This is a genomic window from Streptomyces sp. NPDC046939, assembly GCF_040644575.1.
In the GTDB taxonomy this organism is placed as follows: domain Bacteria; phylum Actinomycetota; class Actinomycetes; order Streptomycetales; family Streptomycetaceae; genus Streptomyces.
In genome coordinates, this window is the sequence record NZ_JBEYWV010000017.1 from 40887 (window position 1) to 65471 (window position 24585).

At 72.3% G+C, this 24585-nt stretch carries 20 protein-coding genes; 10 read left to right on the forward strand and 10 right to left on the reverse strand.

Annotated elements, in window-relative coordinates:
• Positions 1 to 171 precede the first annotated feature (171 nt).
• Positions 172 to 1155, forward strand: a complete 984-nt coding sequence (locus ABZ877_RS19840) for an aldo/keto reductase (protein WP_361072681.1) — start codon at positions 172 to 174, stop codon at positions 1153 to 1155.
• Positions 1156 to 1173: 18 nt separating this feature from the next.
• Here ABZ877_RS19840 and ABZ877_RS19845 read toward each other — a convergent pair whose 3' ends face one another.
• Together ABZ877_RS19845 and ABZ877_RS19850 are read right to left on the reverse strand one after the other, a co-directional pair.
• Positions 1174 to 1881 carry a class I SAM-dependent methyltransferase gene (locus tag ABZ877_RS19845; protein ID WP_361072684.1) on the reverse strand — a complete coding sequence of 236 codons (708 nt, stop codon included), beginning with the start codon at positions 1879 to 1881 and terminating at the stop codon, positions 1174 to 1176.
• Positions 1882 to 1910: 29 nt separating this feature from the next.
• Positions 1911 to 2216, reverse strand: coding sequence for a 4a-hydroxytetrahydrobiopterin dehydratase (locus tag ABZ877_RS19850; protein WP_361072687.1), 306 nt, complete (start codon positions 2214 to 2216; stop codon positions 1911 to 1913).
• A gap of 39 nt (positions 2217 to 2255) precedes the next feature.
• Here ABZ877_RS19850 and ABZ877_RS19855 point away from each other — a divergent pair, with 39 nt between their 5' ends.
• From ABZ877_RS19855 to ABZ877_RS19880, 6 genes are all read left to right on the forward strand, one after another.
• Entirely contained in the window at positions 2256 to 3065 is an 810-nt protein-coding gene (locus ABZ877_RS19855; RefSeq protein ID WP_361072690.1) for a helix-turn-helix transcriptional regulator, read from the forward strand.
• Positions 3066 to 3159: 94 nt separating this feature from the next.
• Positions 3160 to 6846: a nitrate reductase subunit alpha gene (locus ABZ877_RS19860; protein WP_361072693.1), complete on the forward strand. Its 3687-nt coding sequence runs from the start codon at positions 3160 to 3162 to the stop codon at positions 6844 to 6846.
• Positions 6847 to 6849: 3 nt separating this feature from the next.
• A complete protein-coding gene (gene narH, locus ABZ877_RS19865; RefSeq protein WP_361072695.1) occupies positions 6850 to 8466 on the forward strand; it encodes a nitrate reductase subunit beta in 1617 nt (538 codons plus the stop codon).
• Complete coding sequence (narJ, locus tag ABZ877_RS19870; protein ID WP_361072698.1) at positions 8463 to 9071, forward strand: nitrate reductase molybdenum cofactor assembly chaperone; 609 nt, start codon at positions 8463 to 8465, stop codon at positions 9069 to 9071. Before narH ends, narJ begins: the two co-directional genes overlap by 4 nt.
• A complete protein-coding gene (gene narI / locus ABZ877_RS19875; protein ID WP_361072701.1) occupies positions 9068 to 9790 on the forward strand; it encodes a respiratory nitrate reductase subunit gamma in 723 nt (240 codons plus the stop codon). The genes narJ and narI overlap by 4 nt, the downstream gene beginning before the upstream one ends.
• Positions 9791 to 9830: 40 nt before the next feature.
• Complete coding sequence (locus tag ABZ877_RS19880; protein WP_361072704.1) at positions 9831 to 10709, forward strand: helix-turn-helix transcriptional regulator; 879 nt, start codon at positions 9831 to 9833, stop codon at positions 10707 to 10709.
• Here the strand turns inward: ABZ877_RS19880 and dnaK are convergent.
• Together dnaK and ABZ877_RS19890 are read right to left on the reverse strand one after the other, a co-directional pair.
• Positions 10704 to 12602: a molecular chaperone DnaK gene (gene dnaK / locus ABZ877_RS19885; protein WP_361072707.1), complete on the reverse strand. Its 1899-nt coding sequence runs from the start codon at positions 12600 to 12602 to the stop codon at positions 10704 to 10706. The two genes, ABZ877_RS19880 and dnaK, sit on opposite strands and share 6 nt — an antisense overlap.
• A 112-nt stretch (positions 12603 to 12714) precedes the next feature.
• The gene (locus ABZ877_RS19890; RefSeq protein WP_361072711.1) at positions 12715 to 13140 is read right to left on the reverse strand and encodes an OsmC family protein; all 426 of its coding nucleotides are present in this window, start codon (positions 13138 to 13140) and stop codon (positions 12715 to 12717) included.
• A gap of 204 nt (positions 13141 to 13344) precedes the next feature.
• On the opposite strand from ABZ877_RS19890, the gene ABZ877_RS19895 reads away from it, so the two are divergent.
• A complete protein-coding gene (locus tag ABZ877_RS19895) occupies positions 13345 to 14982 on the forward strand; it encodes a DUF6345 domain-containing protein (protein ID WP_361072713.1) in 1638 nt (545 codons plus the stop codon).
• 10 nt (positions 14983 to 14992) lie between these two features.
• On the opposite strand, the gene ABZ877_RS19900 is transcribed toward ABZ877_RS19895, so the two are convergent.
• The 3 genes from ABZ877_RS19900 to ABZ877_RS19910 form a co-directional block, all read right to left on the reverse strand.
• Positions 14993 to 16375 (reverse strand): amino acid permease, encoded by a 1383-nt coding sequence (locus ABZ877_RS19900; RefSeq protein ID WP_361072716.1) that lies wholly within the window; start codon positions 16373 to 16375, stop codon positions 14993 to 14995.
• Positions 16376 to 16465: 90 nt separating this feature from the next.
• On the reverse strand, positions 16466 to 18598 hold the full coding sequence (locus tag ABZ877_RS19905) for an alkaline phosphatase family protein (RefSeq protein ID WP_361072719.1): 2133 nt from the start codon (positions 18596 to 18598) through the stop codon (positions 16466 to 16468).
• Positions 18599 to 18720: 122 nt separating this feature from the next.
• A complete protein-coding gene (locus ABZ877_RS19910) occupies positions 18721 to 19158 on the reverse strand; it encodes a hypothetical protein (RefSeq protein ID WP_361072722.1) in 438 nt (145 codons plus the stop codon).
• Positions 19159 to 19239: 81 nt separating this feature from the next.
• On the opposite strand from ABZ877_RS19910, the gene ABZ877_RS19915 reads away from it, so the two are divergent.
• Entirely contained in the window at positions 19240 to 20013 is a 774-nt protein-coding gene (locus ABZ877_RS19915; RefSeq protein ID WP_361072725.1) for an MBL fold metallo-hydrolase, read from the forward strand.
• Entirely contained in the window at positions 20013 to 20642 is a 630-nt protein-coding gene (locus tag ABZ877_RS19920; protein WP_361073056.1) for a VTT domain-containing protein, read from the forward strand. The genes ABZ877_RS19915 and ABZ877_RS19920 overlap by 1 nt, the downstream gene beginning before the upstream one ends.
• A gap of 657 nt (positions 20643 to 21299) precedes the next feature.
• Here ABZ877_RS19920 and ABZ877_RS19925 read toward each other — a convergent pair.
• From ABZ877_RS19925 to ABZ877_RS19935, 3 genes are all read right to left on the reverse strand, one after another.
• Positions 21300 to 22349 carry an MBL fold metallo-hydrolase gene (locus ABZ877_RS19925; protein WP_361072728.1) on the reverse strand — a complete coding sequence of 350 codons (1050 nt, stop codon included), beginning with the start codon at positions 22347 to 22349 and terminating at the stop codon, positions 21300 to 21302.
• Positions 22346 to 23641, reverse strand: a complete 1296-nt coding sequence (locus tag ABZ877_RS19930; RefSeq protein ID WP_361072731.1) for an aminotransferase class I/II-fold pyridoxal phosphate-dependent enzyme — start codon at positions 23639 to 23641, stop codon at positions 22346 to 22348. Before ABZ877_RS19930 ends, ABZ877_RS19925 begins: the two co-directional genes overlap by 4 nt.
• Before the next feature lie 215 nt (positions 23642 to 23856).
• Positions 23857 to 24579: an ANTAR domain-containing protein gene (locus ABZ877_RS19935; protein WP_361072734.1), complete on the reverse strand. Its 723-nt coding sequence runs from the start codon at positions 24577 to 24579 to the stop codon at positions 23857 to 23859.
• Positions 24580 to 24585: the final 6 nt, after the last annotated feature.

Consider the following 24585-nt stretch of genomic DNA (forward strand, 5'->3'; position numbering starts at 1 on the left):
GCCGGTCCCGGGCATGTACGGGGCTCCTGGGTGTGGGAACGCGCGGACAGGTCACGCCGTCAGTTGCCGGGGCCCGCCGTACGGTCTCTTGACTTCGCGTGCGCTTCAACACGTTGACTCCTGTCCGACAGCCCGGCCCGCGCCCGTGGCACAGATGTGAGGGAGTCCCGTATGAAGTACCGCACCATCGGCACCGACCCGGCGACGCGCCGTGAGGTGAGTGTGCTCAGCCTGGGCGCCATGTTGTTCGGCACGGTGACGGACGAGAAGACGGCGTTCGCGATCCTCGACCGGTACGTGGAGGCGGGCGGCACGTTCGTCGACACGTCGGACAACTACGCGTTCTGGCAGACCGGCAGTGTCGGCGGGGAGAGCGAGACCGTGCTCGGCAACTGGCGGCGCAGCCGTGGCGTCGGCGACGAGATCACCATCGCCACGAAGCTGGGCGCGGCGCCGCTCGCGCCCGGCACCGGGTACGTCGACAACGCCGAGGGGCTCTCCGCCGCCGCGATCCGCAGGGCGGTGGCGGGCAGCACGGCCCGGCTCGGCATGGAGCGGCTCGATCTGCTCTACGCCCACATCCCCGACCCGAAGGTCGAACTCGCCGAGACGGTGCGGGAGTTCGGGGCGCTCGTGAACGAGGGACGTGTGGGTCTGCTCGGCGTCTCCAATCACTGGGCGTGGCAGGTGGAGCGGGCCCGCGCCCTCGCGCGGGCCGAGGGCCTCCCCGGGTACGAGGTGCTCCAGTACCAGCACAGCTATCTGCGGCACCGCGTCGACACCCCCAGCCCGCTCTCCCCGGACGGCGAGCTGGGTACCGCCGACGGCAACCTGCTCAGCATGGTCCGCGCCGAGGAGGACCTCACGCTCGTCGCCTACTCCCCACTGCTCGGCGGCGCCTACGTACGCGCCGACAAGCCGCTCGGCGTCGGGCACGACCACGGCAGCGCGCAGCCCCGGCTCGCCGCGCTGCGCGAGGTGGCGAAGTCGTCGGGGGCCACCGTCAACCAGGTCGTCCTCGCCTGGATGATCGGGCACGAGGTTCCGGCGATCCCCCTGGTCGGCGCGTCCTCGGTCGCGCAGATCGAGGAGAGTCTGGCCGCCGTCGACCTGGAGCTGACGGAGGACGAGCGGGCCCGCCTCGACGCGGTGTGATCCGGCGGTGGTCCGGGGTCAGCGGCGGTAGGCGAGCACCGTGTACGTGGGGTCGGGGCGCGAGACGTCCTGGTCGGGCAGTTGCTCCAGGCGCCGGGCCAGCTTCTCGCCGCCCGCCGCGTAGATCCGCCCCGCCCGTACCTCCCGCGCGACCCGGGCGGGGGTGCGGCCCTGCCCATGGCCCACGAACGTCGCCCGGCCGCACGGGCGCAGACCGTGCCCGACCGCGTACGAGGTGATGAGGTCGGCTGCGTCGGCAGGCGGGCGGGGACGGTACGGCCCGACCACGGCGCACAGGTCGCTGCCGACCAGGTGGGCGGCGTTCTTGTCGACCGTCGTGACGTAGACGCCGCCGGGGCGCAGCACGCGAGCCGCCTCGGCGACGACGGGCGCCGCGTCGTCCAGGAGGTGCAGGAGCCAGACCGAGGTGACCGCGTCGAACGCGCCGTCGCGGAACGGCAGTTGTCGGCAGTCGGCCCGCGCCACCCGTCCCGCGAGGCGCGGCGCCGCCGCCCGCAGCATCCCGTCCGCCAGGTCCACGCCGAACGGGCGCAGACCGGGACGGGTCAGGCGGCGCGTCACGATGCCGGTGCCGCAGGATAGGTCCAAGAGTGTGCGCGCGCCGTCCGGGACGAGGCCGAGGACCGCCTCGGCGGCGGCCTGTGCGCGGGGTTCCCCGCCGCGAGTGGCGTCGTACCGTACGGCTTCCGCGTCGTAGTCGAGCACGGGCAGGACCCTAACAAGCGGGCACCGGGTCAGCTCGCCCCGTGCCCCGGCGCCAGCGCCTCGACCCGCTCGGCCAGGGCGAAGTCCTTCTCCGTCACCGAGCCCCCGGCGCTGTGCGTGTGCACCGCGAGGCTCACCGTGTCGTAGCCGAGCGTCAGATCGGAGTGGTGATCCAGCTCCTCCTGGACCTGCGCGATGTGCACGACGAGCGCGGTCGCCGCGAAGTGCCCGGACAGACGGTACGTACGGGTGATGCGGTCGCCGTCGAGCGACCAGCCGGGGAGTTCGGCGAGGCGGTCCTCGATGTCCTTCTGGGAGAGCGGTTCCGTAGGCATGGCTCCAGCGTGCCACCCGTAGCGGGTTACGGTCTCCCCATGACGACGTCGACGCGCAAAAACGCTTCCGAGGTGGGCCGTCTGCTGCGCGACTGGCGCGAGCAGCGGCGGGTCAGCCAACTGGAGCTCGCGCTGCGCGCGGACTCGTCCGCGCGCCACATCAGTTTCGTGGAGACCGGCCGCTCGCGCCCGAGCGAGGAGCTGATCCTGCGGCTCGCCGAGCACCTGGACGTACCGATGCGGGAGCGCAACTCGCTGCTTCTGGCGGCGGGTTACGCGCCCCGGTTCACGCAGACGCCGCTCGACGACCCGTCGATGGGCGCGCTGCGCGACGGTCTGGAGCGGCTGCTGCGCGGCTACGAACCGTATCCGGCGCTGATCGTCGACGCGACGTACAACGTGGTCGCGAGCAACCGCGGCCTCGCCGCGCTGCTGTCGTCGCTCCCCGAGGAGCTGCTCGCCCAGCGGCCGCTGAACGCAATGCGGCTCACCCTGCACCCGCGCGGCCTCGCGCCCCGGATCAGGAACCTGCGCGAGTGGCGCGGTCACCTGCTGGCCCAGATGGAGCGGCACATCGCGCTGGCCCGCTCCGAGGAGCTGCGGAATCTGTACGACGAGGTCGCGGCGTACCCGGTGCCAAAGGACGCGCCGGGGCACGAGCCGGACGAGGCGGTGCCGTACCTCGCGCTGCCGATGGTGATCGAGCACGACGGGCACGTGCTGTCGTTCGTGTCGTCGATCTCCACGTTCAACACACCGATGGACGTGACGGTCGCCGAACTGGCCATCGAGACCCTGCTCCCGGCCGATCCGGCGACGGTCAAGTACCTCCAGTCCGAGATCGGCTGAACCGCGGGCCCACCCGTACGGCCGCCGCCGGCAGGTGGGCGGCCCCCGGCGCCCCTAGCGTGCGTAGTTACGGCACAGCGAGGGAGCACGCACGGTGACAGACACGACGCACCGCCCGACCGAGCCGGACGCCGCGCTGCTGCGGGCCGGGCGGTTCTTCCGGCGGGGGACCGCCTCCGCGGACCTGCACAGTGTGCGGATCGAGGGCGGCCGGGACGGTGACGTCTTCTACCGGGACCGGTGGAGCCACGACAAGGTCGTGAACTCCACGCACGGGGTGAACTGCACGGGCTCGTGCCGGTGGAAGGTGTACGTCAAGGACGGCATCATCACGTGGGAGACCCAGCAGACCGACTATCCGAGCGTGGGCCCGGACCGCCCGGAGTACGAGCCGCGCGGCTGCCCGCGCGGTGCGGCGTTCTCCTGGTACACGTACTCCCCCACCCGGGTCCGCTACCCGTACGTCCGGGGGCTGCTCCTGGAGATGTACCGGGAGGCGAAGGCGCGGCTGCACGACCCCGTGCTGGCCTGGGCCGACATCCAGGGCGACCCCGAGCGGCGCAGGCGGTACCAGCGGGCGCGCGGCAAGGGCGGCCTGGTGCGGGCCACGTGGGACGAGGCGGTGGAGATCGTCGCCGCCGCGCACGTGCACACCATCAAGACGTACGGGCCCGACCGTGTCGCCGGGTTCTCGCCGATCCCCGCGATGTCGATGGTGTCGCACGCGGCGGGGGCCCGTTTCATGTCGCTGATCGGCGCGCCGATGCTGTCGTTCTACGACTGGTACGCGGATCTGCCGGTGGCCTCGCCGCAGGTCTTCGGCGACCAGACGGACGTTCCGGAGTCGGGTGACTGGTGGGACGCCGCGTATCTGATGATGTGGGGCTCGAACGTGCCGGTCACCCGGACGCCGGACGCGCACTGGATGGCCGAGGCGCGTTATCGCGGGCAGAAGGTCGTGGTCGTGGCGCCGGACTACGCGGACAACGCGAAGTTCGCCGACGAGTGGCTGCACCCGCACCCCGGCACGGACGGCGCGCTCGCCTTCGCGATGGGGCACGTGATCCTGAAGGAGTTCTTCGTCGAGCGGCCGACCCCGTTCTTCACCGACTACGTCAAGAAGTTCACGGATCTGCCGTTCCTGGTGACCCTGGAGGAGCGGGATGGCGGCTTCGTCCCGGCGAAGTTCCTGCGCGCCGCCGACCTCGGGCAGAGCGACGAGGGCGCCGAGTGGAAGACGGTCGTGCTCGACGAGGCGACGGGACAGGCCGCCGTCCCCAACGGCTCCCTCGGCTTCCGCTGGACCGAGTCCGGCAAGGGGAAGTGGAATCTCGAACTGGGCGACGTGCGCCCTCAGTTGTCCTTGTACGGGAGTGACGTCGCCGTCGGGGTGCCTGTGCTCCTGCCCCGCTTCGACACCGACGGCGGCGCGCACGGGCAGGGCCGCGGCGAGGTCCTTCAGCGCGGGGTTCCGGCGACGCGGCTCGGCGGACAGGACGGACCGCTGGTCACGACCGTCTTCGACCTGCTGCTCGCCCAGTACGGGGTGGGGCGCGAGGGGCTGCCGGGCGCGTGGGCCGCCTCGTACGAGGACGCGGACGCGGTCGGCACTCCGGCCTGGCAGGAGGTCCACACCTCGGTGCCGGCCGCGAAGTGCGTGAAGATCGCGCGGGAGTTCGCGGCGACCGCCGAGAAGTCGCGCGGCCGGTGCATGATCCTCATGGGCGCCGGGACCAACCACTGGTTCCACTCCGAGACCATCTACCGCAGCTTCCTCTCCCTGCTCCAGCTCACCGGCTGCCAGGGCAGGAACGGCGGCGGCTGGGCGCACTACGTGGGGCAGGAGAAGTGCCGCCCGAACACCGGCTGGGCCTCGCTGGCCTCCGCCAATGACTGGTCGCGGCCGCCCCGGCAGATGATCGGCACCGCGTACTGGTTCACCCACACCGACCAGTGGCGCTACGACCGGTTCGGCGCGGACGTGCTCGCCTCACCGCTCGGCAAGGGCGCCTTCCGCGGGATGACCGGCGCCGACTGCCTCGCCCTCTCCGCGCGGACGGGGTGGATGCCGTCGTACCCGACCTTCGACCGCAGCTCCCTCGACCTCGGTGAGCAGGACGTCCGGGCCACGGTCGACGAGCTGAAGGCGGGCACGCTGAAGTTCGCCTGCGAGGACCCCGACGCCCCCGGGAACTGGCCCCGCGTCCTCACCCTCTGGCGCGCCAACCTGCTCGGCTCCTCCGCGAAGGGCGCCGAGTACTTCACCAAGCACCTCCTCGGCACGCACTCCTCGCTGCGGGCCGAGGAGGCGGCGCCGGAGGAGCGGCCGACGACCGTCACCTGGCGCGACGAGGCGCCCGAGGGCAAGCTCGATCTGCTGCTCTCGCTCGACTTCCGGCAGACCTCCTCCACGCTCCTTTCGGATGTCGTGCTGCCCGCCGCGACCTGGTACGAGAAGCACGATCTGTCCTCCACGGACATGCATCCTTACGTGCACTCGTTCTCGCCGGCCGTCGACCCGCCGTGGCAGGCGCGGACCGACTTCGACACGTTCAAGGCGCTCGCGCACAAGCTCAGCGAGCTGGCCGTCGGTCATCTGGGGGTGCGCAAGGACCTGGTGGCGGCGCCGCTCCAGCACGACACGCCCGGGGAGATCGCGCAGCCCGGCGGTGTCGTCCTCGACTGGCGCAAGGGCGAGTGCGAGCCGGTTCCGGGGAGGACGATGCCGAACCTGGTCGTGGTCGAGCGGGACTACACCGCGATCGGCGCGAAGTTCGGCGCCCTCGGGCCGCTGGTCGAGACGCTGGGCCTGCCCGCCAAGGGCATCACGCTCAAGCCCGACCAGGAGGTCGCCGAGCTGCGCGAGCGCAATGGCGTCGTGCGCGGCGGACCCGCCGACGGACGGCCCAGCCTCGACACGGCGATCAAGGCGGCCAACACCATCCTCGCCCTGTCCGGGACCACCAACGGCCGCCTCGCCACCCAGGGCTTCCGCACACTCGAAGCCCGTACGGGGCAGGAGATGGCGCACCTCTCCGCCGAGCACGAGGGCAAGCGGGTCACCTACGCGGACACCGTCGCGGCGCCGGTGCCGGTGATCACCTCGCCGGAGTGGTCGGGCAGCGAGTCGGGCGGGCGCAGGTACACGGCGTTCACGATCAACACCGAGCACGCCAAGCCGTGGCACACGCTCACCGGGCGCCAGCACTTCTTCATCGACCACGACTGGATGCACGAGCTGGGCGAGGCGCTGCCCGTCTACCGGCCGCCACTCGACATGAACCGCCTCTTCGGCGAACCGCGCCTCGGCCCGGACGGGGAGAAGGAGGTGACCGTCCGCTACCTCACCCCGCACAACAAGTGGTCCATCCACTCCGAGTACCAGGACAACCTGTTCATGCTGGCGCTGTCGCGCGGCGGCCAGTCGATCTGGATGGCCCCGCAGGACGCCGACGCCATCGGCGTCAAGGACAACGACTGGATCGAGGCGGTCAACCGCAACGGCGTCGTCGTGGCCCGCGCGGTCGTCTCCCACCGGATGCCGGCGGGCACGGTCTACATGCACCACGCGCAGGAACGCACCGTCAGCGTCCCCAAGGCGGAGGCCACCGGCAAGCGCGGCGGCATCCACAACTCGCTGACTCGGCTCATCCTCAAGCCGTCCCACCTTATCGGCGGCTACGCCCAGCTCTCCTGGGCGTTCAACTACTTGGGCCCGACGGGCAACCAGCGCGACGAGGTGACGGTGATCCGGCGCCGCAGCCAGAAGGTGGAGTACTGATTCATGCGCATCATGGCTCAGATCGCGATGGTCATGAACCTCGACAAGTGCATCGGCTGCCACACCTGCTCGGTCACCTGCAAGCAGGCGTGGACCAACCGCACCGGCATGGAGTACGTCTGGTTCAACAACGTCGAGACCCGCCCTGGCCAGGGCTATCCGCGCCGCTACGAGGACCAGGAGAAGTGGCGCGGCGGCTGGGAGCTGAACCGCAGGGGCGCCCTGAAGCTGAGGAACGGCGGACGGTTCAAGAAGCTCGCGGGCATCTTCTCCAACCCGAAGCTGCCCGAGATGAAGGACTACTACGAGCCCTGGACGTACGACTACAAGAACCTGACCGAGGCGCCGCTCGGCGACGACTTCCCGGTGGCGGAGCCGCGCTCGCAGATCTCCGGCAAGCCGATGAAGATCGAGTGGTCCTCGAACTGGGACGACAACCTCGGCGGCGCCCCGCAGTACGGCGACCTCGACCCGATGGTGGAGAAGACCCGGCAACAGGCCGCCGACAAGGTGAAGTTCGCGTTCGAGCAGACCTTCATGTTCTATCTGCCGCGCATCTGCGAGCACTGCCTGAACCCGTCGTGCGTCGCCTCGTGCCCGTCCGGGGCGATGTACAAGCGCGCGGAGGACGGCATCGTCCTCGTCGACCAGGACCAGTGCCGGGGCTGGCGGATGTGCGTGACCGGATGCCCGTACAAGAAGGTGTACTTCAACCACCGCACCGGCAAGGCCGAGAAGTGCACCCTGTGCTACCCGCGCATCGAGGTGGGGCTCCCGACCGTCTGCTCCGAGACATGTGTCGGCCGCCTGCGCTACCTCGGTGTCATCCTCTACGACGCCGACAAGGTGACGGCGGCGGCGCGGACCGAGGACGACACGAAGTTGTACGAGGCGCAGCTCGGGGTGTTCCTCGATCCGCACGACCCTGCCGTGCAGCGGGCCGCCGAGGAGGCCGGTATCCCGTACGACTGGATGGAGGCGGCGCGCCGCTCCCCGGTCCACGCGCTGATCAGCGAGTACAAGGTGGCGCTCCCGCTGCATCCGGAGTACCGGACGATGCCGATGGTCTGGTACATCCCGCCGCTCTCCCCCGTCGTCGACGCGCTCACCGAGACCGGGCACGACGGCGAGGACCATGCCAACCTCTTCGGCGCGATCGACACCCTGCGCATCCCGCTCGAATACCTGGCGGAGATCTTCACCGCCGGTGACACCGGTCCCGTACGCGCGTCCCTGGAGAAGCTGGCCGCGATGCGCTCGCACATGCGGGCCATCAACCTCGGCGACGAGCCGGACCCGTCCATCGCCGCGTCGGTGGGCATGGAGGCGCACGAGGTCGAGGAGATGTACCGGCTGCTCGCCATCGCCAAGTACGAGGAGCGGTACGTCATCCCGACGGCGGCCGTCGGGGACGCGAAGCGCCTGGAGGAGACGGCGGTGCCCGACGCGTGCAGCCTCGACCACGCCGACGGGCCCGGCATGGGCGGCGACGGCCCCTTCGGCGGCGACTCCGGGAACACCATGGCGGGCGGGCGGAAGCTGCTGCCCGTCGTCTCCGTCGAGAACTTCCACCTCACCAGGCGCCGCCAGACCGCCGACACCCCCAAGGAGAGCCCGTGACCGGCCCCTCAGCGCTCCTGCACCAGGCGGCGGCGCTCTGTCTCACCTACCCCGACGAGGAGCTGTACGAGCGGCTTCCGCTGGTCCGGGCGGCGGCGCCGCGGCTCGCCCCCTTCGTCGACCACGCCGAGCGCACTCCGCTCCAGGACCTGGCCGCGCACTACGTCCAGGTCTTCGACTTCAAGAACCGGCACAGCCTGTACCTGACCTGGTGGCGCGACGGTGACACCCGGCGGCGCGGCATGTCCCTGGTCCGCTTCAAGGAGGTCTACCGGGAGCACGGCATGGAGTTCACCGGCGAGGAGTTGCCGGACTTCCTGCCCGCCGTCCTGGAGTTCTCGGCGCAGGCGGGGCCGTTCCTCCTGGAGGAGCACCGCGGCGGCCTGGAGCTCCTGCGCATCGCCCTGACCGAGCACGGGACCCCGTACGCGACCGTGCTCGACGCCGTCTGCGCCTCCCTGCCGGGGCCCTCCCCCAGGGACCGGGCCGAGGCGCTCGCGCTCGCCCGCTCGGGCCCGCCGCGCGAGGAGGTGGGCCTGGAGCCGTTCGGCGGTCCCGGGGGCCGCGACCCCCTGCCGCTGTTCGTGAAGGAGCACGCCCCGTGACCACGCTGATCTGGGGCGCGCTGCCCTACATCGCCTTCGTCCTGCTGGTCGCGGGCACGGTCTGGCGGTTCCGCTACGACAAGTTCGGCTGGACGACGCGCTCCTCGCAGATCTACGAGTCCAAGCTCCTCAACATCGCCTCGCCCGTCTTCCACTACGGCATCCTGTTCGTCCTCGCGGGCCACCTCATCGGCCTGTTCGTCCCGATGTCGTGGACGGACGCGGTGCACGTCAGCGAGCACGCGTACCATCTGCTGTCGCTGATCGGCGGCACCCTCGCGGGCGTCCTGGCCGTCGCCGGCATCCTGCTGCTGATCTACCGGCGCCGCACCAAGGCCCCGGTCTTCCTCGCGACGACCCGCAACGACAAGCTGATGTACGTCGTCCTGCTCGCCTCGATCGTCCTCGGCATGGTCGCCAAGCTCGCCCACTCCTCCGGCGACGGCTACAACTACCGCGAGACCATCGGCCCCTGGGCCCGCAGCCTGTTCACGCTGAGCCCGGACGTGTGGCGGATGGAGGGCGTGCCCGTGCTCTACCAGATCCATGCGGTAGTGGGCATGTCACTCATCGCGCTGGTACCGTTCACCCGGCTCGTGCATATGTTCAGCGCGCCGTTGCAGTATCTGTTCCGGCCGTACGTGGTCTACCGCAGCCGTGATCCGCGGCGTCTGACCGCGCGGCCGGAGCGACGGGGGTGGGAGCGCACCGGCTCATAGCCGCTGCGGTGAAGGAGCGCCACGTGGGGAGACGTGTGACGTGAGTGAACGACGGCCCGCCCCCACCGTGGGCCAGGTGGTGCTCGGCCGCCGCCTGCGCGACCTGCGAGAAGCGGCCGGACTCAAACGCGACGAGGCCGCCCGCGCCCTGCACGTGGCCGGCGCCACGATCCGCCGCATGGAGACCGCCGAGGTCTCCCTGAAGATCCCGTACGTCCAGATGCTCCTGGAGCTGTACGAGGTCCCCGAGGGCGAGATCGAGGCGTTCGTGGCGCTCGCCGAGGAGGCCAACCTGCCCGGCTGGTGGCAGCGGTTCCACGACGTGCTGCCCGACTGGTTCAGCCTCTACGTCAGCCTGGAGGGCGCGGCGGAGATGATCCGCGCCTACGAACCGCACTTCGTGCCGGGCCTGCTCCAGACCGAGGCGTACGCGCGGGCCGTCTTCGACGCGGGCACCGTCGGCCGCTCCAAGCCCGACGAGATCGAGCGGCACGTCTCGCTGCGCCTCGCCCGCCAGTCCCTGCTCACCCGCGAGGACGCGCCGCACCTGTGGGTCGTCATGGACGAGACGGTGCTGCGCCGCCCGCCCGGCGGCCCCGACGTGCTGCGCGACCAGCTCGACCACCTCCTCGACGTGGCCAGGCTGCCGCACGTCACGCTCCAGATAGCGGAGTTCTCCAGCGGGCCGCACCCCGGCACGTTCGGCCCGTTCACCCTGTTCCGCTTCCCCGTCCGTGAGCTGCCCGACATGGTCTACAGCGAGTACGTCACCGGGGCCCTGTACCTCGACTCGCGGGACGAGGTGGGCACGCACCTGGAGGTGCTGGACCATCTGGTGGCGCAGGCGGCGAGCGCGGAGCGGACCCTTGAGCTGATGGCCGAGTGGCGGGAGCGGCTGGGCTCCGCCGAGGACCTATGACGCGGAACCCGCGTCCTTGTCCCCCCTCTCGCCCTTCTCGCCCCTCTCACCCTTGTCGTCGTCCACGATCTCGGCGTCCACCACGTCCTCCCGGGGCTCCTCCGTGGTTCCCTCCTGTTCGGTGGGGGCGCCGCCCGCCTGCGCGTCCTGGTACATCGCCTGCCCCACCTTCTGACTGACGGTGGCCAGTTTCCGTACCCCTTCGCGGAGGGCGTGCGTGTCCGGCGGGTCGGCGGCGAGGGTCGCCTTCAGCTCGGTGATGGCCGCCTCCACCTCCGTGCGGATGCCCGACGGGACGCGCTCCTCGTTCTCCCGCAGGAACCGCTCCGTCTGGTAGACGAGCTGCTCGGCCTCGTTGCGCGCCTCGGCGGCCTCGCGGCGGGTGCGGTCCTCCTCGGCGTGGGCCTCGGCCTCCCGCATCATGCGGTCGATCTCGTCCTTGGGCAGGGCCGAGCCGCCGGTCACCGTCATCTTCTGCTCACGCCCGGTCGCCATGTCCTTCGCGGAGACGTGCATGATCCCGTCGGCGTCGATGTCGAAGGTGACCTCGATCTGCGGGACGCCGCGCGGCGCGGGCGGCAGGCCCGTCAGGTCGAAGACGCCGAGCTTCTTGTTGTAGGCGGCGATGTCGCGCTCGCCCTGGAAGACCTGGATGCCGACCGAGGGCTGGTTGTCGGTGGCGGTGGTGAACGTCTCCGAACGCCGCGTCGGGATCGTCGTGTTGCGCTCGATGAGCTTGGTCATGACGCCGCCCTTGGTCTCGATGCCGAGGGACAGCGGCGTCACGTCGAGCAGCAGCACGTCCTTGACGTCGCCGCGGATGACGCCCGCCTGGAGGGCCGCGCCCATCGCGACGACCTCGTCGGGGTTGACGCCCTTGTGCGGGTCCTTGCCGGTCAGCTCCCGTACGAGTTCGGTGACGGCCGGCATGCGCGTCGAACCGCCGACGAGGATGACGTGGTCGACGTCCGACAGGTCCACGCCCGCGTCCTTCACGGCCTGGTGGAACGGCTTCTTGCAGCGGTCCAGGAGGTCGGCGGTCAGCTCCTGGAACTGCGCGCGCGTCAGCTTCTCGTCCAGGTGCAGGGGTCCCTCGGCGGACGCGGTGATGTACGGCAGGTTGACCGTCGTCTCGCTCGACGAGGACAGCTCGATCTTCGCCTTCTCCGCCGCCTCGCGCAGCCGCTGCACGGCCATCTTGTCGGCGCCGAGGTCGATGCCGTGCCCGTTCCTGAACTGCTTGACGAGGTGGTCGACGACGCGCTGGTCCCAGTCGTCGCCGCCGAGCCGGGTGTCGCCGTTGGTGGCCTTGACCTCGATGACGCCGTCGCCGATCTCCAGGAGGGAGACGTCGAAGGTGCCGCCGCCCAGGTCGAAGACGAGGACGGTCTGCTCGTCGCCCCTGTCGAGCCCGTAGGCGAGGGCGGCGGCCGTCGGCTCGTTGATGATCCGCAGCACCTTCAGGCCCGCGATCTCGCCGGCCTCCTTGGTGGCCTGGCGCTGCGCGTCGTCGAAGTAGGCGGGCACGGTGATGACGGCGTCGGTGACGTCCTCGCCGAGGTAGGACTCGGCGTCGCGCTTGAGCTTCTGCAGGACGCGGGCGGACAGCTCCTGGGCGCTGTAGCGGGCGCCGTCGATGGTGCCGCTGTCGGGGAAGTGCCAACCGCCGTCGCCCATGTGGCGCTTGACGGAGCGTGCGGTGCGCTCGACGTTGGTGACGGCCTGCCGCTTGGCGACCTCGCCGACCAGGACTTCCTTGTTCTTGGCGAAGGCGACGACGGAGGGGGTGGTGCGCGCGCCCTCCGCGTTGGCCACGACGGTGGGCTCACCGCCCTCGAGGACGGCCACCACCGAGTTCGTCGTACCGAGATCGATCCCGACCGCACGCGCCATGACGCGTCCCCTCTCGCAGCTCGCAGCTCTCGCGGAAGCAGGCCCGCTCAGTCATCAAGCACAAATCTTGAGCGGGCCCGCGTCAAGGGGACGAACGTCAACAGGCCCGCTGTCAGGCCAGCTTGGCCGTCAGGGTGATCTCCGTACCGGCGAGCGCCTGGCTCACCGGGCAGTTCTTCTTGGCGTCCTCGGCGGCCGCGGTGAAGCCCTGCTCGTCGAGGCCCGGCACGGTGCCCTCGACGGTGAGGTGGATGCCCTTGATGCCCTCGCCGGGCTGGAACGTCACGTCGGCGGAGGTGACCAGCCTGGTGGGCGGGGTGCCCGCGCCGGTCAGGCCGTGCGAGAGCGCCATCGAGAAGCAGGACGAGTGGGCGGCCGCGATCAGCTCCTCCGGGCTCGTCTTGCCGTTCGCCTGCTCGGCGCGCGAGGGCCACGACACCGGCTGCTCGCCGATGCCGGAGGAGTCGAAGGTGACGACGCCGTTGCCCTCGAGCAGGTTGCCTTCCCACACGGTGTGTGCGGAGCGCGTGGTTGCCACGTTGTTTCCCTTCCGTACGGCCCCTGGACGGGACCGTTCCCGATTGTCTCTGTCCCCTATCCGACCACATCCGTCCCCGCTGTACGGGGAAGACCGCGCCACTGCCCAATGGCCGGAATACGCGCTGGGCAAACCGGCACGACGGTGACACTTTGGCCCACCCGACCAGGGGGATCCTCACGGGGTTTCGCAGGGGGTTCAGCCATGCGCATGATCTATTCGGAGCGCGGCCCGTCGCCGCTGGAGACCGGGAAGCCCGGCGCGGCCGACCGCGACTCGACGTTCGGCTGGTGGGGTGCGTTCAGCATCCAGAAGTTCGTGAACCAGAACCCGCTCTCGCACACGCACGAGGACGCCACGGGCTGGCTCGCCTACCTCCAGCAGTTCTACGACCGCAACTTCTGGTTCGCGGACGCGGGCGCCCAGGTGTGGGCGTACGAGGAGACGTACGACAACTGGCAGGACCGGTACGGGATGGACGCGGTCGTCGCCGTGTACCACTCGGGCCACGGCGGCATGGACGGCAACGGGGTGTTCTTCGCGCCGCTCGGCGCCGTGTGGGACAACCGCTCGGACGCGGTCTCCAACCGGATGGCGTTCGGCAACGAGCGCGCCAACTACGTGTTCTGGTCGACGTGCAACTCGCTGCGCGTCCTCGACGGCCACTCCCCCGTCCGCACGTGGGCCGGGCCCAACCTCGGCTCCCGGATGATCTTCGGCTTCGAGACGACGAGCATCGACAGCGGCGACTACGGCAAGAAGTTCTGGGAGAAGTGGCGCGCCGGGCAGACGTACTGCGACGCGTGGCTCAACGCGAGCTGGGACATCTACCACGGCCAGGCCCCCTCCGTCGCCGCGACCGGCGCGACGCAGGCCGAGGCGACCAACCGCCTCAACCAGGAGCGCAACTTCTTCCGCGAGCACGTCTCCGACGCCTGGTACGCCTGGCGCTGGTACTACGCGCGCGAGGGGCTGCGCGACCCGATGACGCAGGCGCCCGCCGAGCCGCGGATCGTGCAGCTCGCGCCGCGCCAGCCGAGCCAGGAGCTGACGCAGCTCGGGCAGCTCGCGCACTTCCCGCAGGCCGCGCTGCAAGAGGTGCACGTCGAGCGGCAGGGCGTGCTCAGCGCCAGCTCGGGCGACAAGTACGTGTCGACGGCGCCGGGCGCGGTGCGCTGGGTGAAGCTGGCCGACGCCAACCACCGCAACACCGAGCAGCTGCCGACGGACCGCGCGGTCGAGCTGGCCCGCGCCTTCGTCGAGCAGCACAGCGACGCGACGGGCGGCGCCGAACTGGTCGTGGAGGGCGTGCACGACCTGATGCAGAACAGCGGCAAGAAGGACGGCTCGCAGATCGGTGAGCCGGTGTCGTTGCAGACGCACGTCACGTTCCGGCAGGTCTTCGACGGCGTACCGGTGATCACGCCGGGGCGCGGCGAGTTCCGTGTGGCGCTGGACAACGACGGCACCGTGGTTCAGGCGACGCTGTCGACGCGGCAGCCGACCGGTGAGGTCCGCACCCCGAGTTCGGCGGTCGCCCCGCCGTCCGGGAAGGGCGAGGAAGCGCTGGCGTCGCCGGGCTCGCGCGACCCGCGCCAGGCGCTCGACGAGGCGCAGCAGCGGCGGATCGCGCACCTGACGGCGATGGCGTCCGACAGCGAGCACTCGGCCGCCGACATCGAGGCACAGCTCGAGGTCAGGGACGTCCCCGGCACCCTTGAGGTCGGCTACGAGATCGAGGGCAACGAGGCGTACCCGGCCGCCCGCAAGCTGATCGAGCTGGGCTCGCGGGACAGCATGTTCAAGAAGCTGCGCTGGGTGGTCGCGCCTCTGGCGAGGTGACCGACGCGGCTCAGGAGGTGGCGGTCCGCTTCTTGCGGGCTGCCATCCACGCGTAGACGAGGACGCCGACGAACAGGAAGAGCACGCCCTGGTAGACGGCCGCGTACCCGGCGCCGCCGACCAGCCACATCGAGAACCCGAACGCGGCGACCGCGAGCACCATGTCCCGCGCCAGGCGGGAGCGGTTCACGCGCTCGCCCTGCCCGGACAGCAGGAAGTAGATCTGCGCGGCGGTGGCGAGCAGGTAGGGCACGGTCGCGGTGAACGTCGTGACGAGCACGAGCGTCTCGAAGACGCCCGTCGACCCCGCCGTGTAGTTGTAGACGGTCAGCAGCGAGGCGAGGACGACGGCCACGAGGACGCCGACCGTCGGCACCCCGCGCCGCTTCTTCGCGAACGCCTGCGGGAACAGTCCGTCGCGGGCGGCGGCGTACGGGGTCTGGGCGCTGAGCAGCGTCCAGCCGTTGAGCGCGCCGACCATCGAGACGAGCGCGGCGACGGCGACGGCGGTGCCGCCCCAGGTGCCGCCGAACATGGCGTTGACGGCGTCGGAGAACGGGGCGGTGGAGTCCACCAGCTTGTCGTGCGCGACCGTGCCGAAGACGGAGACGGTGCCGAGGAGGTAGAGGAGGGCCGCGAGGCCGGTGCCGAGGACGGTGGCGCGGCCGACGTTGCGCTGCGGGTCGCGGACCTCGCCCGCGCTGACGGAGGCGGACTCGACGCCGAGGTAGCTGAAGAGCAGGATCGCGGCGGACGCGGAGACGGCGCCGAGCGGGGAGTCGTTCGTCGCGCGGAACGGGCCGAGGTTGTCGGCGTGGAAGAAGAACAGGCCGCCGACCGCGACGAGCAGCAGCGGCGCGAACTTCAGGACGGTGGAGATCAGCTGCACCGCGCCCACGTACCGGGTGCCCGCGAGGTTGGCGAGTGCGGGGAGCCACTGGCAGCTCAGGGCCGCGACGATCGTCCAGAACGTGGAGCCGTGGATCGGCAGGAGCACGTCGAGGTAGCCGACGGCGGCGACGGCGAGCGCCGCGTTGGAGACCCAGGTGGTGATCCAGTACGACCAGGCGGCCAGGAACCCGGCGAAGTCGCCGAACGCCTCACGGGCGTAGACGTACGGGCCGCCGGTCTGCGGATGCCGGTGCGCGAGCCGCCCGAAGACCAGGGCCAGCGCGATGGCGCCGACCGTCAGGACGCCGAACGCGACGAGGCTGACGGTGCCGAACGGGGCGACGGAGGCGGGGAGCAGGAAGATGCCGCCGCCGATGATGTTGCCCATGACCAGGGCGGTGGCGATCGGGAGTCCGAACCTGCGGGCGTGCCTGCTGTCCTGGTCGCCGTGGTCGGTGTCCTCGGCCGGAGCCGTCAGGGGTGCGGGCCCGGTGTCGTGCATGGGGTGGTGCGCCTCTCGGAAGTGCTGACGCCGTCACGGGATCGCCGGGGCGGCACTCCATGGTCCGGCGAGAGGGCACCGGGCTCCAAATCAGGCGGAATCGTCCCGCGCCTCGGGGGGTCCGGCGACAAAAGATGCGACGCCGGGCACTTCCGGAAGCGAATCCTCCGGATCTTCCAGCGGGACCTGCGGGCCGTGCTCCTCGCGCAGCCAGCGGCGCAGCACCTTGTGCACCTGTTCGGCGCCGACCAGCTCACCGCCGCCCGGCACCGGTTCGGACAGCTCCGCCGGGGAGAGCAGGAAGGGACGGCTCTGGGCGCCGCCGAGCCCGCCGTGCGAACCGATCTGCTCCTCGAACGCCAGGACCTCGCCGTCCACGGGGTCGTACATGGAGTTGACCATGATGTCGGCGGTGTGCGGGAAGGAGTGGGTGCGGCGCACGGCGGCGGCCGCGCCCGGACCGAAGTCGGCGAGCGGCCCCTGCCCGTCGGCCAGGTCCGCGAGCGGGACCTCTGCGCCGCGCGCCCCGAGCACGACGGCGCCGTGCTCCTCGCTGCGGACGAGGAGGAAGCCGATGCCCGGATGGTTGGCGAGGGTCGGCAGGAGCGCCGGGTGGCGGGCGTCGATCTCCTCCTTGCTCATCCGGTGGTGCACATCGGGGAAGGAGACGAGGCCGAGGTTGCCGGAGGCGAGGACGATCGGCTCGTGCTGCTTGCCCTTCGGGGCGGGTACCGCGGGCTCCTCGACGGGGCGGCGCAGCGCGGCGCGGACGGCGGAGCGGGCCTCGGCGCCGCTGTGGGTGCGGCGGGCCTTGCGGGGCACGGGCAGCCCGCAGCCCGCGCGCACGAGGTCCTGGAGGGTGAGCCCGTAACGGGCCTGGAAGGTCTCGCCGGGGCTCTGCCCGTGGTCGGACAGGACGACGATGCGGTACGGGCGCGGGGCGTGCTCGGCGACCTTCTCGATCAGCGCGAGCGAGCGGTCGAGGCGTTCGAGGACCTTGCGGGCGTCGCGGCTGAACGGTCCGGAGTGGTGGGCCACCTCGTCGTAGGCCACGAGGTCGGCGTAGACGGCGGTCCGCCCGGCGAGGAGGTCGCCGATGACGGCGGCGACCACGACGTCCCGCTCGACGACGGTCGCGAAGGCGCGGATGAACGGATAGAGCCCGCCGCGTCCCACGCGCGGGCGCTCACGGCGGACGCGGGCGGCCACGGACTGGCCGATCTCGCGGCCGACCTCGGCGCAGAAGGACAGGGCGGTGCGCACGGCGTTGGCCGGGTCGCAGAAGTAGGCGAAGTAGCCGGCCCGTGAGCGGTTCTCCTTGCCGCGCCGGGCGGCCACGGACAGGACGAGCGCGACTTCTTCGGCGCTGCCGCTGAAGAGGTTGCCGCGGCTGGCGCCGTCGACGGTGAGGAGCCCGCCGTCGCCGGTGCGCTCTATGGCGCGGCGCTGGAGCTCGGCGGCGCTGGTCGGCCGGTTGGAGACCTGGATCTCGCCGGTGTCCTTCTCGTACCAGCGGAAGGCGGGGACGTCGTGGTTGGAGCCGTGCAGGATGCCGAGCTGGCTGGCGCCGGTCTGGCTCGACCAGTCGGTGCGCCACGGGGTCAGGCGGTGCTGTCCGTCGCGCAGCCAGCGGCCGACGGTGGGCATCACGTCGTCGCGGGCGGCACGGCAGAGCAGCTCGTGGCCGACGCCGTCGAGCTGGAGGAAGACGGTGCCGGGCGTGGGCGGACCCGCGGCGGCCGCCCCCTGTCCGACGGCCGCGCGGCGTCTTCGGTCCGCGAGCCGGTACAGGCGCCGCCGGTAGGCATCGTCGTCCCGGACGGCCAGGGCACCGCCCGTCGCGGAGGCCACGGCGGACATCACCGCGGCGACGACGACGGCCGTCTCCGGGCTGACCTCGCCCCGGTTGTCGGGGATGAGGTGCAGGGCGAACAGGAGCAGGGCCCCGTTCAGGAAGAACACGGCGAGGCCGAGGACGAGCGCCGGGACGAGGAGCAGCGCGCGGACGAGCAGGGGCCAGACCAGCGCGGACAGGAGGCCGAAGGCGCCCGCGCCGAGAGCGGCCGTGGTGGCGATGCGGCTGGCGCTGTCGCCCGTGTCGGACTGGAGCTGGAAGTCCGGCAGGATTCCGGCCATGATCAGCATGGTCAGGGTGGACGCGGCCCAGACCGTCAGCGAACGCCACGCGGTGCTCGCCGCGCGCCTCCATCGGCCTGCGGCCACGGTCCCCGCTCCCCTCGCCCCTGTACTGCTGTGGTGCTCTGTTCGTCGTCGGCCAGGGTTTCACACGATTTGGGGACCTTGTGACACGGCTGTCAACAACGGACAGCGCCCGTCATCCACTGTCAGCGGCCGTCGTAACCCGCCGTCGGCATCGACAGCCTGCGATGCACCCGCGCCTTCATCTCCGTGTCGTACGAGGGCTCCGCGAGCCCCGCCGTCTCCAGGCGCACCCCGCGCCGCGCGCACTCCGCCGAGAACGCGTCGACCGAGCGGAGCGCCGCGTGCAAGACACGGTCGCACGGGGCGACGAAGACATCGATCCGGTCCGCCTCGACGTCCGCCCACAGGATGTCGTGGTCCGGGCGGACCCCGTGCACGAGCAGCTCCCGCGTCACTACGTAGCCGCGCTCGGCCGCCCAGCGGGCGCACATCGCGTGCTGGCTGCGCGAGTCCACCAGGAACGGATCGGCGTCCAGCTCCTCCAGCGGGATCAGGCTGGCGATCGCCGCCACCCGCACCGCCTCGCCGGTCTCGCCCGCCCCGCCGTCGGGTACGCCCATGGTGTCCCCCTCACCTCAACTTTCGGCCCGACCCTACTCCTGCACGTACGCTCAAGGCAGTCGCACGTAAGGAGGCATCGGGTGCCGGTGGAGATCACCTGGTGGGGGCACGCCACCTGCACGGTGGAGGACGCGGGCACAAGGGTGCTCACCGATCCGCTGTTCGCCCGGCGCCTCGCCCATCTGCGGCGCCGCCGGGGCGCCCCGCCGCCGCCCAGCGCCGCCCGCGCCGACGTGGTGCTCGTCTCGCACCTCCACGCCGACCACCTCCACCTGCCCTCGCTCGGCCGGCTCGCGCCGGGGACGCGGGTGCTCGTGCCGCGCGGCGCGACGCGCTCCGTGCCGGGCCTGCGACGGCTGCGGGCGCTGGACATCATGGAGGTCGAGCCAGGCGCGGTCGTCAAGGCGGGTGGAGTCTCGGTACGGGCGGTGCACGCCTCGCACGACGGGCGGCGCCTGCCCGTCGGCCCGCAGCGCTCGCCCGCGCTCGGCTACGTCATCAGCGGTGAGGCCCGTACGTACTTCGCGGGCGACACCGGTCTCTTCGACGACATGGCGAAGGCCGTCGGGGACGTGGACGTGGCGCTGCTACCGGTCGGCGGATGGGGGCCGCACCTCGGGCCGCACCACCTCGACGCGGCGCGCGCCGCCGAGGCCCTCGCCAGGATCGCGCCGCGCAGCGCGGTACCGGTGCACTACGGGACGTACTGGCCGATCGGGCTGGACGCGGTGCGCCCGCACGAGTTCCACACGCCGGGCGAGGAGTTCGTGCGGCAGGCGGCGCTGCGGGCGCCGGACGTGGCGGTGCATCAGCTCGCGCACGGGGAGAGCGTCCGGCCGGAGGTGGCCGGATGATGCTCGCCGCCGTCGCCGGGGTGGTGCCGACGGAGACGACCCAGCAGGTGGCCGGGTACCCGACGCTGTTCCTGCTCGTCGCCCTCGGGGCGCTGGTCCCGGTCATCCCGACGGGTGCGCTGGTCAGCTCGGCGGCGGTGGTCGCCTTCCACCAGACCGCGCCCTTCTCCCTCCTTCTCCTGTTCGGCGTGGCCTCGCTCGCCGCGTTCCTCGGGGACATCGCGCTGTACTGGCTCGGGCGGCGCGGCATGCACTCCAAGAACGGCTCGCGCTGGCTGGAGGCGCTCCGCTCCCGGGCCCCGCAGGACCGCCTCGAACAGGCCCAGGACAAACTCGCCGACCACGGCGTCATGGTCCTCGTCCTCTCCCGCCTCGTCCCCGCCGGCCGCATCCCGGTCATGCTGGCGTGCCTCATGTCGAAAATGCCACTGCGCCAATTCGCCCGGGGCGACATACCCGCGTGCCTGGCATGGGCCCTCACGTACCAAATCATCGGCATCCTGGGCGGCTCCCTCTTCAAAGAGCCCTGGCAGGGGGTACTGGCAGCGATCCTCCTCACGGTAACAATCAGCGCAACCCCGGCGGCCTGGCGCAAGGTCCGCCGCTTGGCGGGCAGCCAGCACGCTTGAGGGGGGCCGGTGGGGGGCGCGCGGGGAAGACGCGCGCCCTCAGGGGCGCGGGGAACGGCGCGACCAGCCACGACGACGCGGCAGCCGAATGGTAGGTGCGCCCCCTCAGGGGCGCGGGGAACGGCGCGATCAGCCACGATGGCGCGTCGGCCAAATCAGGAGCGCACACCACCCCCAAGGGGCGCGGGGCACTGCGCGATCAACCACCACGGCGCCGCAGACGAATGGCAGGCGCGGGCCCTTAGGAGCGCGCGGAACGGCGCAATCAACCACAACGGCGCGACGGCCAAATCAGGAGCGCACACCACCCCCAAGGGGCGCGGGGAACTGCGCGATCAACCACGATGACGCGGCAGCCGGCGGACGTTGCGGCTGCGGTCGGTCAGGGCCCGCTCCAGGAACTCGTGGGAGCGCACCGTCAGGGGCGCGGGGAACTGCGCGCCCAACCACCACGGCGCCGCAGCCGAAGCGCAGGTGCGCCCCTCAGGGGCGCGAGGAACTGCGCGAGCAGCCACCACGGCGCGGCACCCAAACCAGGAGCGCAACCACCCCAAGGGGCGCGGGGAACTGCGCGACCGACCACGACGGAGCCGCAGCCGAGAGATCAGGCGCAGAGGCCCGCGCCTCCGTGCCCAGGGCAGCACCCGACAAGGCCCCTCAAGAGGGCAGAACCCGGGACGCCCCGATCGGGAGGTCCCAGAGGGCGTCCCGGGCCAACCCCGCCCGCTCCCAAGCCACCCGCACCCGCGAGAGAGGCTCCATGACCGGCTCGGCGGACAACAGGAACGTCCCCCAGTGCATGGGTGCCATCCGCCGCGCCCCCACATCCCGCGCGGCCCGCACCGCCTCCTCGGGGTCACAGTGCACGTCCCGCAACCACCACCGCGGCGCATACGCCCCGATCGGCAGCAGCGCCAGGTCGATCCCGGGGTACCGGCGCCCGATCTCGGCGAACCAGCGCCCGTACCCGGTGTCGCCCGCGAAGTAGACCCGCTGCCCGCCCGGCTCGGTGAGGACCCAGCCACCCCACAGGCTCCGGCAGGTGTCGGTGAGGGTCCGCTTGGACCAGTGGTGGGCGGGCACGAAGTCGAAGCGGACGCCGTCGAGTTCGGCCGCTTCCCACCAGTCGAGCTCCGTGACGCGGGTGAAGCCCCGCCGGGTGAACCAGCGGCCGAGCCCGGCGGGGACGAGGACGGGGGTGGTGCGCGGCAGGCGTCTGAGGGTGGGCCAGTCCAGGTGGTCGTAGTGGTTGTGGCTGATGACGACGGCGTCGACGGCCGGCAGCGCGCTCCAGGCGACGCCGACCGGTGTGATCCGGGCCGGGGTGCCGAGAATTCTGCGCGACCACACCGGATCGGTGAGCACGGTGAGACCGCCGGTCCGGATGACCCAACTGGCGTGCCCCGCCCAGGTGACGGCGGTGGTACGGGTGTCGACCTCGGGCAGCGGTCCGGGCGCGTACGGCAGGCGCGGTATGTCGGCGAGTCCGTCCTTGCGGGGCCGCAGCGCGCCTTCGCGGGCGAACCGGGCGAAGGCGCGTAGTCCTGGCAGCGGCGCGGTCAGCCGGTCGGCGAACGAGCGGGGCCAGCGGCGCGGCGGCGCCTCGACGGCGCTTCCCCCGCCGAGCGGCCGCGGCTCGGCGAGGGGCCGCACGGCCCCGGCGGCATCGCCCTGCCGCCCTGTCCTCGGTTCGGACGCCTGCGTCATCGCTGATCCTCCCGTCCCTCGCCGGACAACTCCCCGAGCACCGCCGTGACTTTGTTCACCTGCATGGCGACGTGCGGCAGTCGCAGTGGTTCCCGCGCGGTGAGGGACGCGGTGCACTCGTCGGGGGTTGATCCGAGGAGGGGGCCGGTGGACAGGCGGACGCGCAGCGCGGCGGGGTCGTCGCCGAAGCGGTGGCCGCCGGGCGCCGCCATGCCGAGGCGTTCGGACAGGAAGTCCTCCAGGTCCTGGGCGTCCGTGACGCCGCGTTCGGTGAGCGCGGGCCGCAGGGGGTCCAGGTCGACGTAGAGGTGGCGCCCCGCGCGGGGCGGCAGCGCGAGTCCGCCTCCGGCGAGTACGGCGCGGTGTGCGGCGGCGGCGAGGGCGCCGTGCAGCGCGACGGCGAGGGAGCGGTGGGCGGTGACGGCCTCGGGCTCGTGCAGGACGTAGGTCGCCGCCGCCGCGACGGGGGCGGCGAGGACGGCGCCCGTCGCGGTGAGGAAGTCCAGGGCACGGTCGGCGAGCCGCTCGCCGTGCGCGGTCGGCGCGAAGCGGGCGCAGGCGGCGGGCAGCGCGGGCGGCAGGTGGCCTCCGGCGAGGTCGGTGACGACGGTGACCCGGTCGGGGAACATCTCGGCGGGGCTGAACAGGACGGTGCCCGTGCCGGGGTGCCCCGGGTGCACGGTGTCGCGCCATGTCTCGTCGCTGACGATGTGCAGGCCCTCGCCGGCCGCGGCCTCCACGGCCTCGTGCAGCACTTCGGGCGGCGGCACGGTCCCGGTCGGGTCGTCGGCGACGGACAGGACGAGCAGGCGCGGGTCGCCGCCCTCGGCCCGGACCCGCCGGACGGTCTCCAGCAGGGCGTACGGATCGGGCACGCCTCCGCACTCGGCGGGCGTGGCGACGGGGAACACCTCGCGTCCGAGCAGCCGGGCCTGCGGCGCCCACCATGCGGGGCAGGGCCGCGGGACGAGGACGTCGCCGCCCAGCGCGGCGGTGAGGGCGAGCAGCAGCGCCGCGCCGCCCGGCGCCGCGACGATCCGCCCGTGTTCGGGGGCGAGCCCCCGGCGCTCCCAGTGTCCGCGCGCCGCTTCGAGGAGGGTGGGCGCTCCCCCGGCGGGCTCGGGGTGCGGCCGCCCCGCCGCGCCCGCGACGACGGCGGCCACCTCGGGCAGCACGGGGAGCCCCGGCTCGGGCAGGGCCGGTCCGAACCGCACCGGCCCGCGCCCCTCGGCGCCGGCCCTGCGCGCCCCGTCCGCCCGCGTTGCCGGGGCCGTGGGGTCCGATGGCCGCATACCGCCTCCGTGCCGTGTCTCACCGCCGCGCCCGTCGCGGGGCCACTCCCCCAGCGTCACATCCGGACGGCGGTCCGCGCGCGCCGTGTCTCCTCCCTTACGCGTACCCGAGGGAAGGGGGAGCGGCCAGGGGGCCGGTACGGGTGCTGGGCCGAACGGGTGACGGGCGGTGAGGTGGGACGGTCCCGGCGTCGGCCGCGTACGAGCCGGGCGGGTCAGTGCGTCAGCGCCGCGAATTCGCGTTCCAGGCCGCGCCCCCGGCGGTCCACCACCGCCGCGGCCACCTCGGAGAGCTTGCGGTTGGTGGACTGGGAGACGCGGCGCAGGACCGTGAACGCCTCGTCCGCGTCGCAGACCAGGACGTGCATGACGATGCCGCACGCCTGGTCGACGACGGGTCGGCTGCGCAGGGCGGCGCCCAACTGGTCCAGCTCGGTCAGGGCCGCCTGGTAGGAGCGGTCGCGGGCCAGGCTGGTGGCGGCCAGGTCGCCGAGGGCGCGGACGGGGCCGCGCGGGGCGTCGCGCAGGGTGCCGGGGCGGAAGCTGTAGAGGCTGAGGGTGACGGTGAGACCGGCGGCGTGGAACGGCATGGTCACGCTGGAGCGCACCCCGGAGTCGAGCGCGAGGGCCCGGTAGCGCGGCCAGCGCTCGTCGACCAGGAGGTCGGCGGCGTCGACGGGCGTGCCCGCCGCCTCGGCCGCCGGGATCGGCCCCTCGCCGCAGGCGCGCTGCACGGTGACGAGGGCGGCCAGGTCGGGGTGGGTCGCGGCGGCGGGCCGCTCCTCGCCGCCGTCGGAGGCCGTGGCCACGGCCCCGCAGCAGTCCGGCATGCAGGTGGCGGCGCCTTCGGCGAGCTCCGCGAGCCTGCGCGTGGGCAGCCGCGACGGCGGCGTGTCCCGGGTCAGGTGGTCCAGTGGCTTCGGCAAGGGCTGTCGCATCGGCGC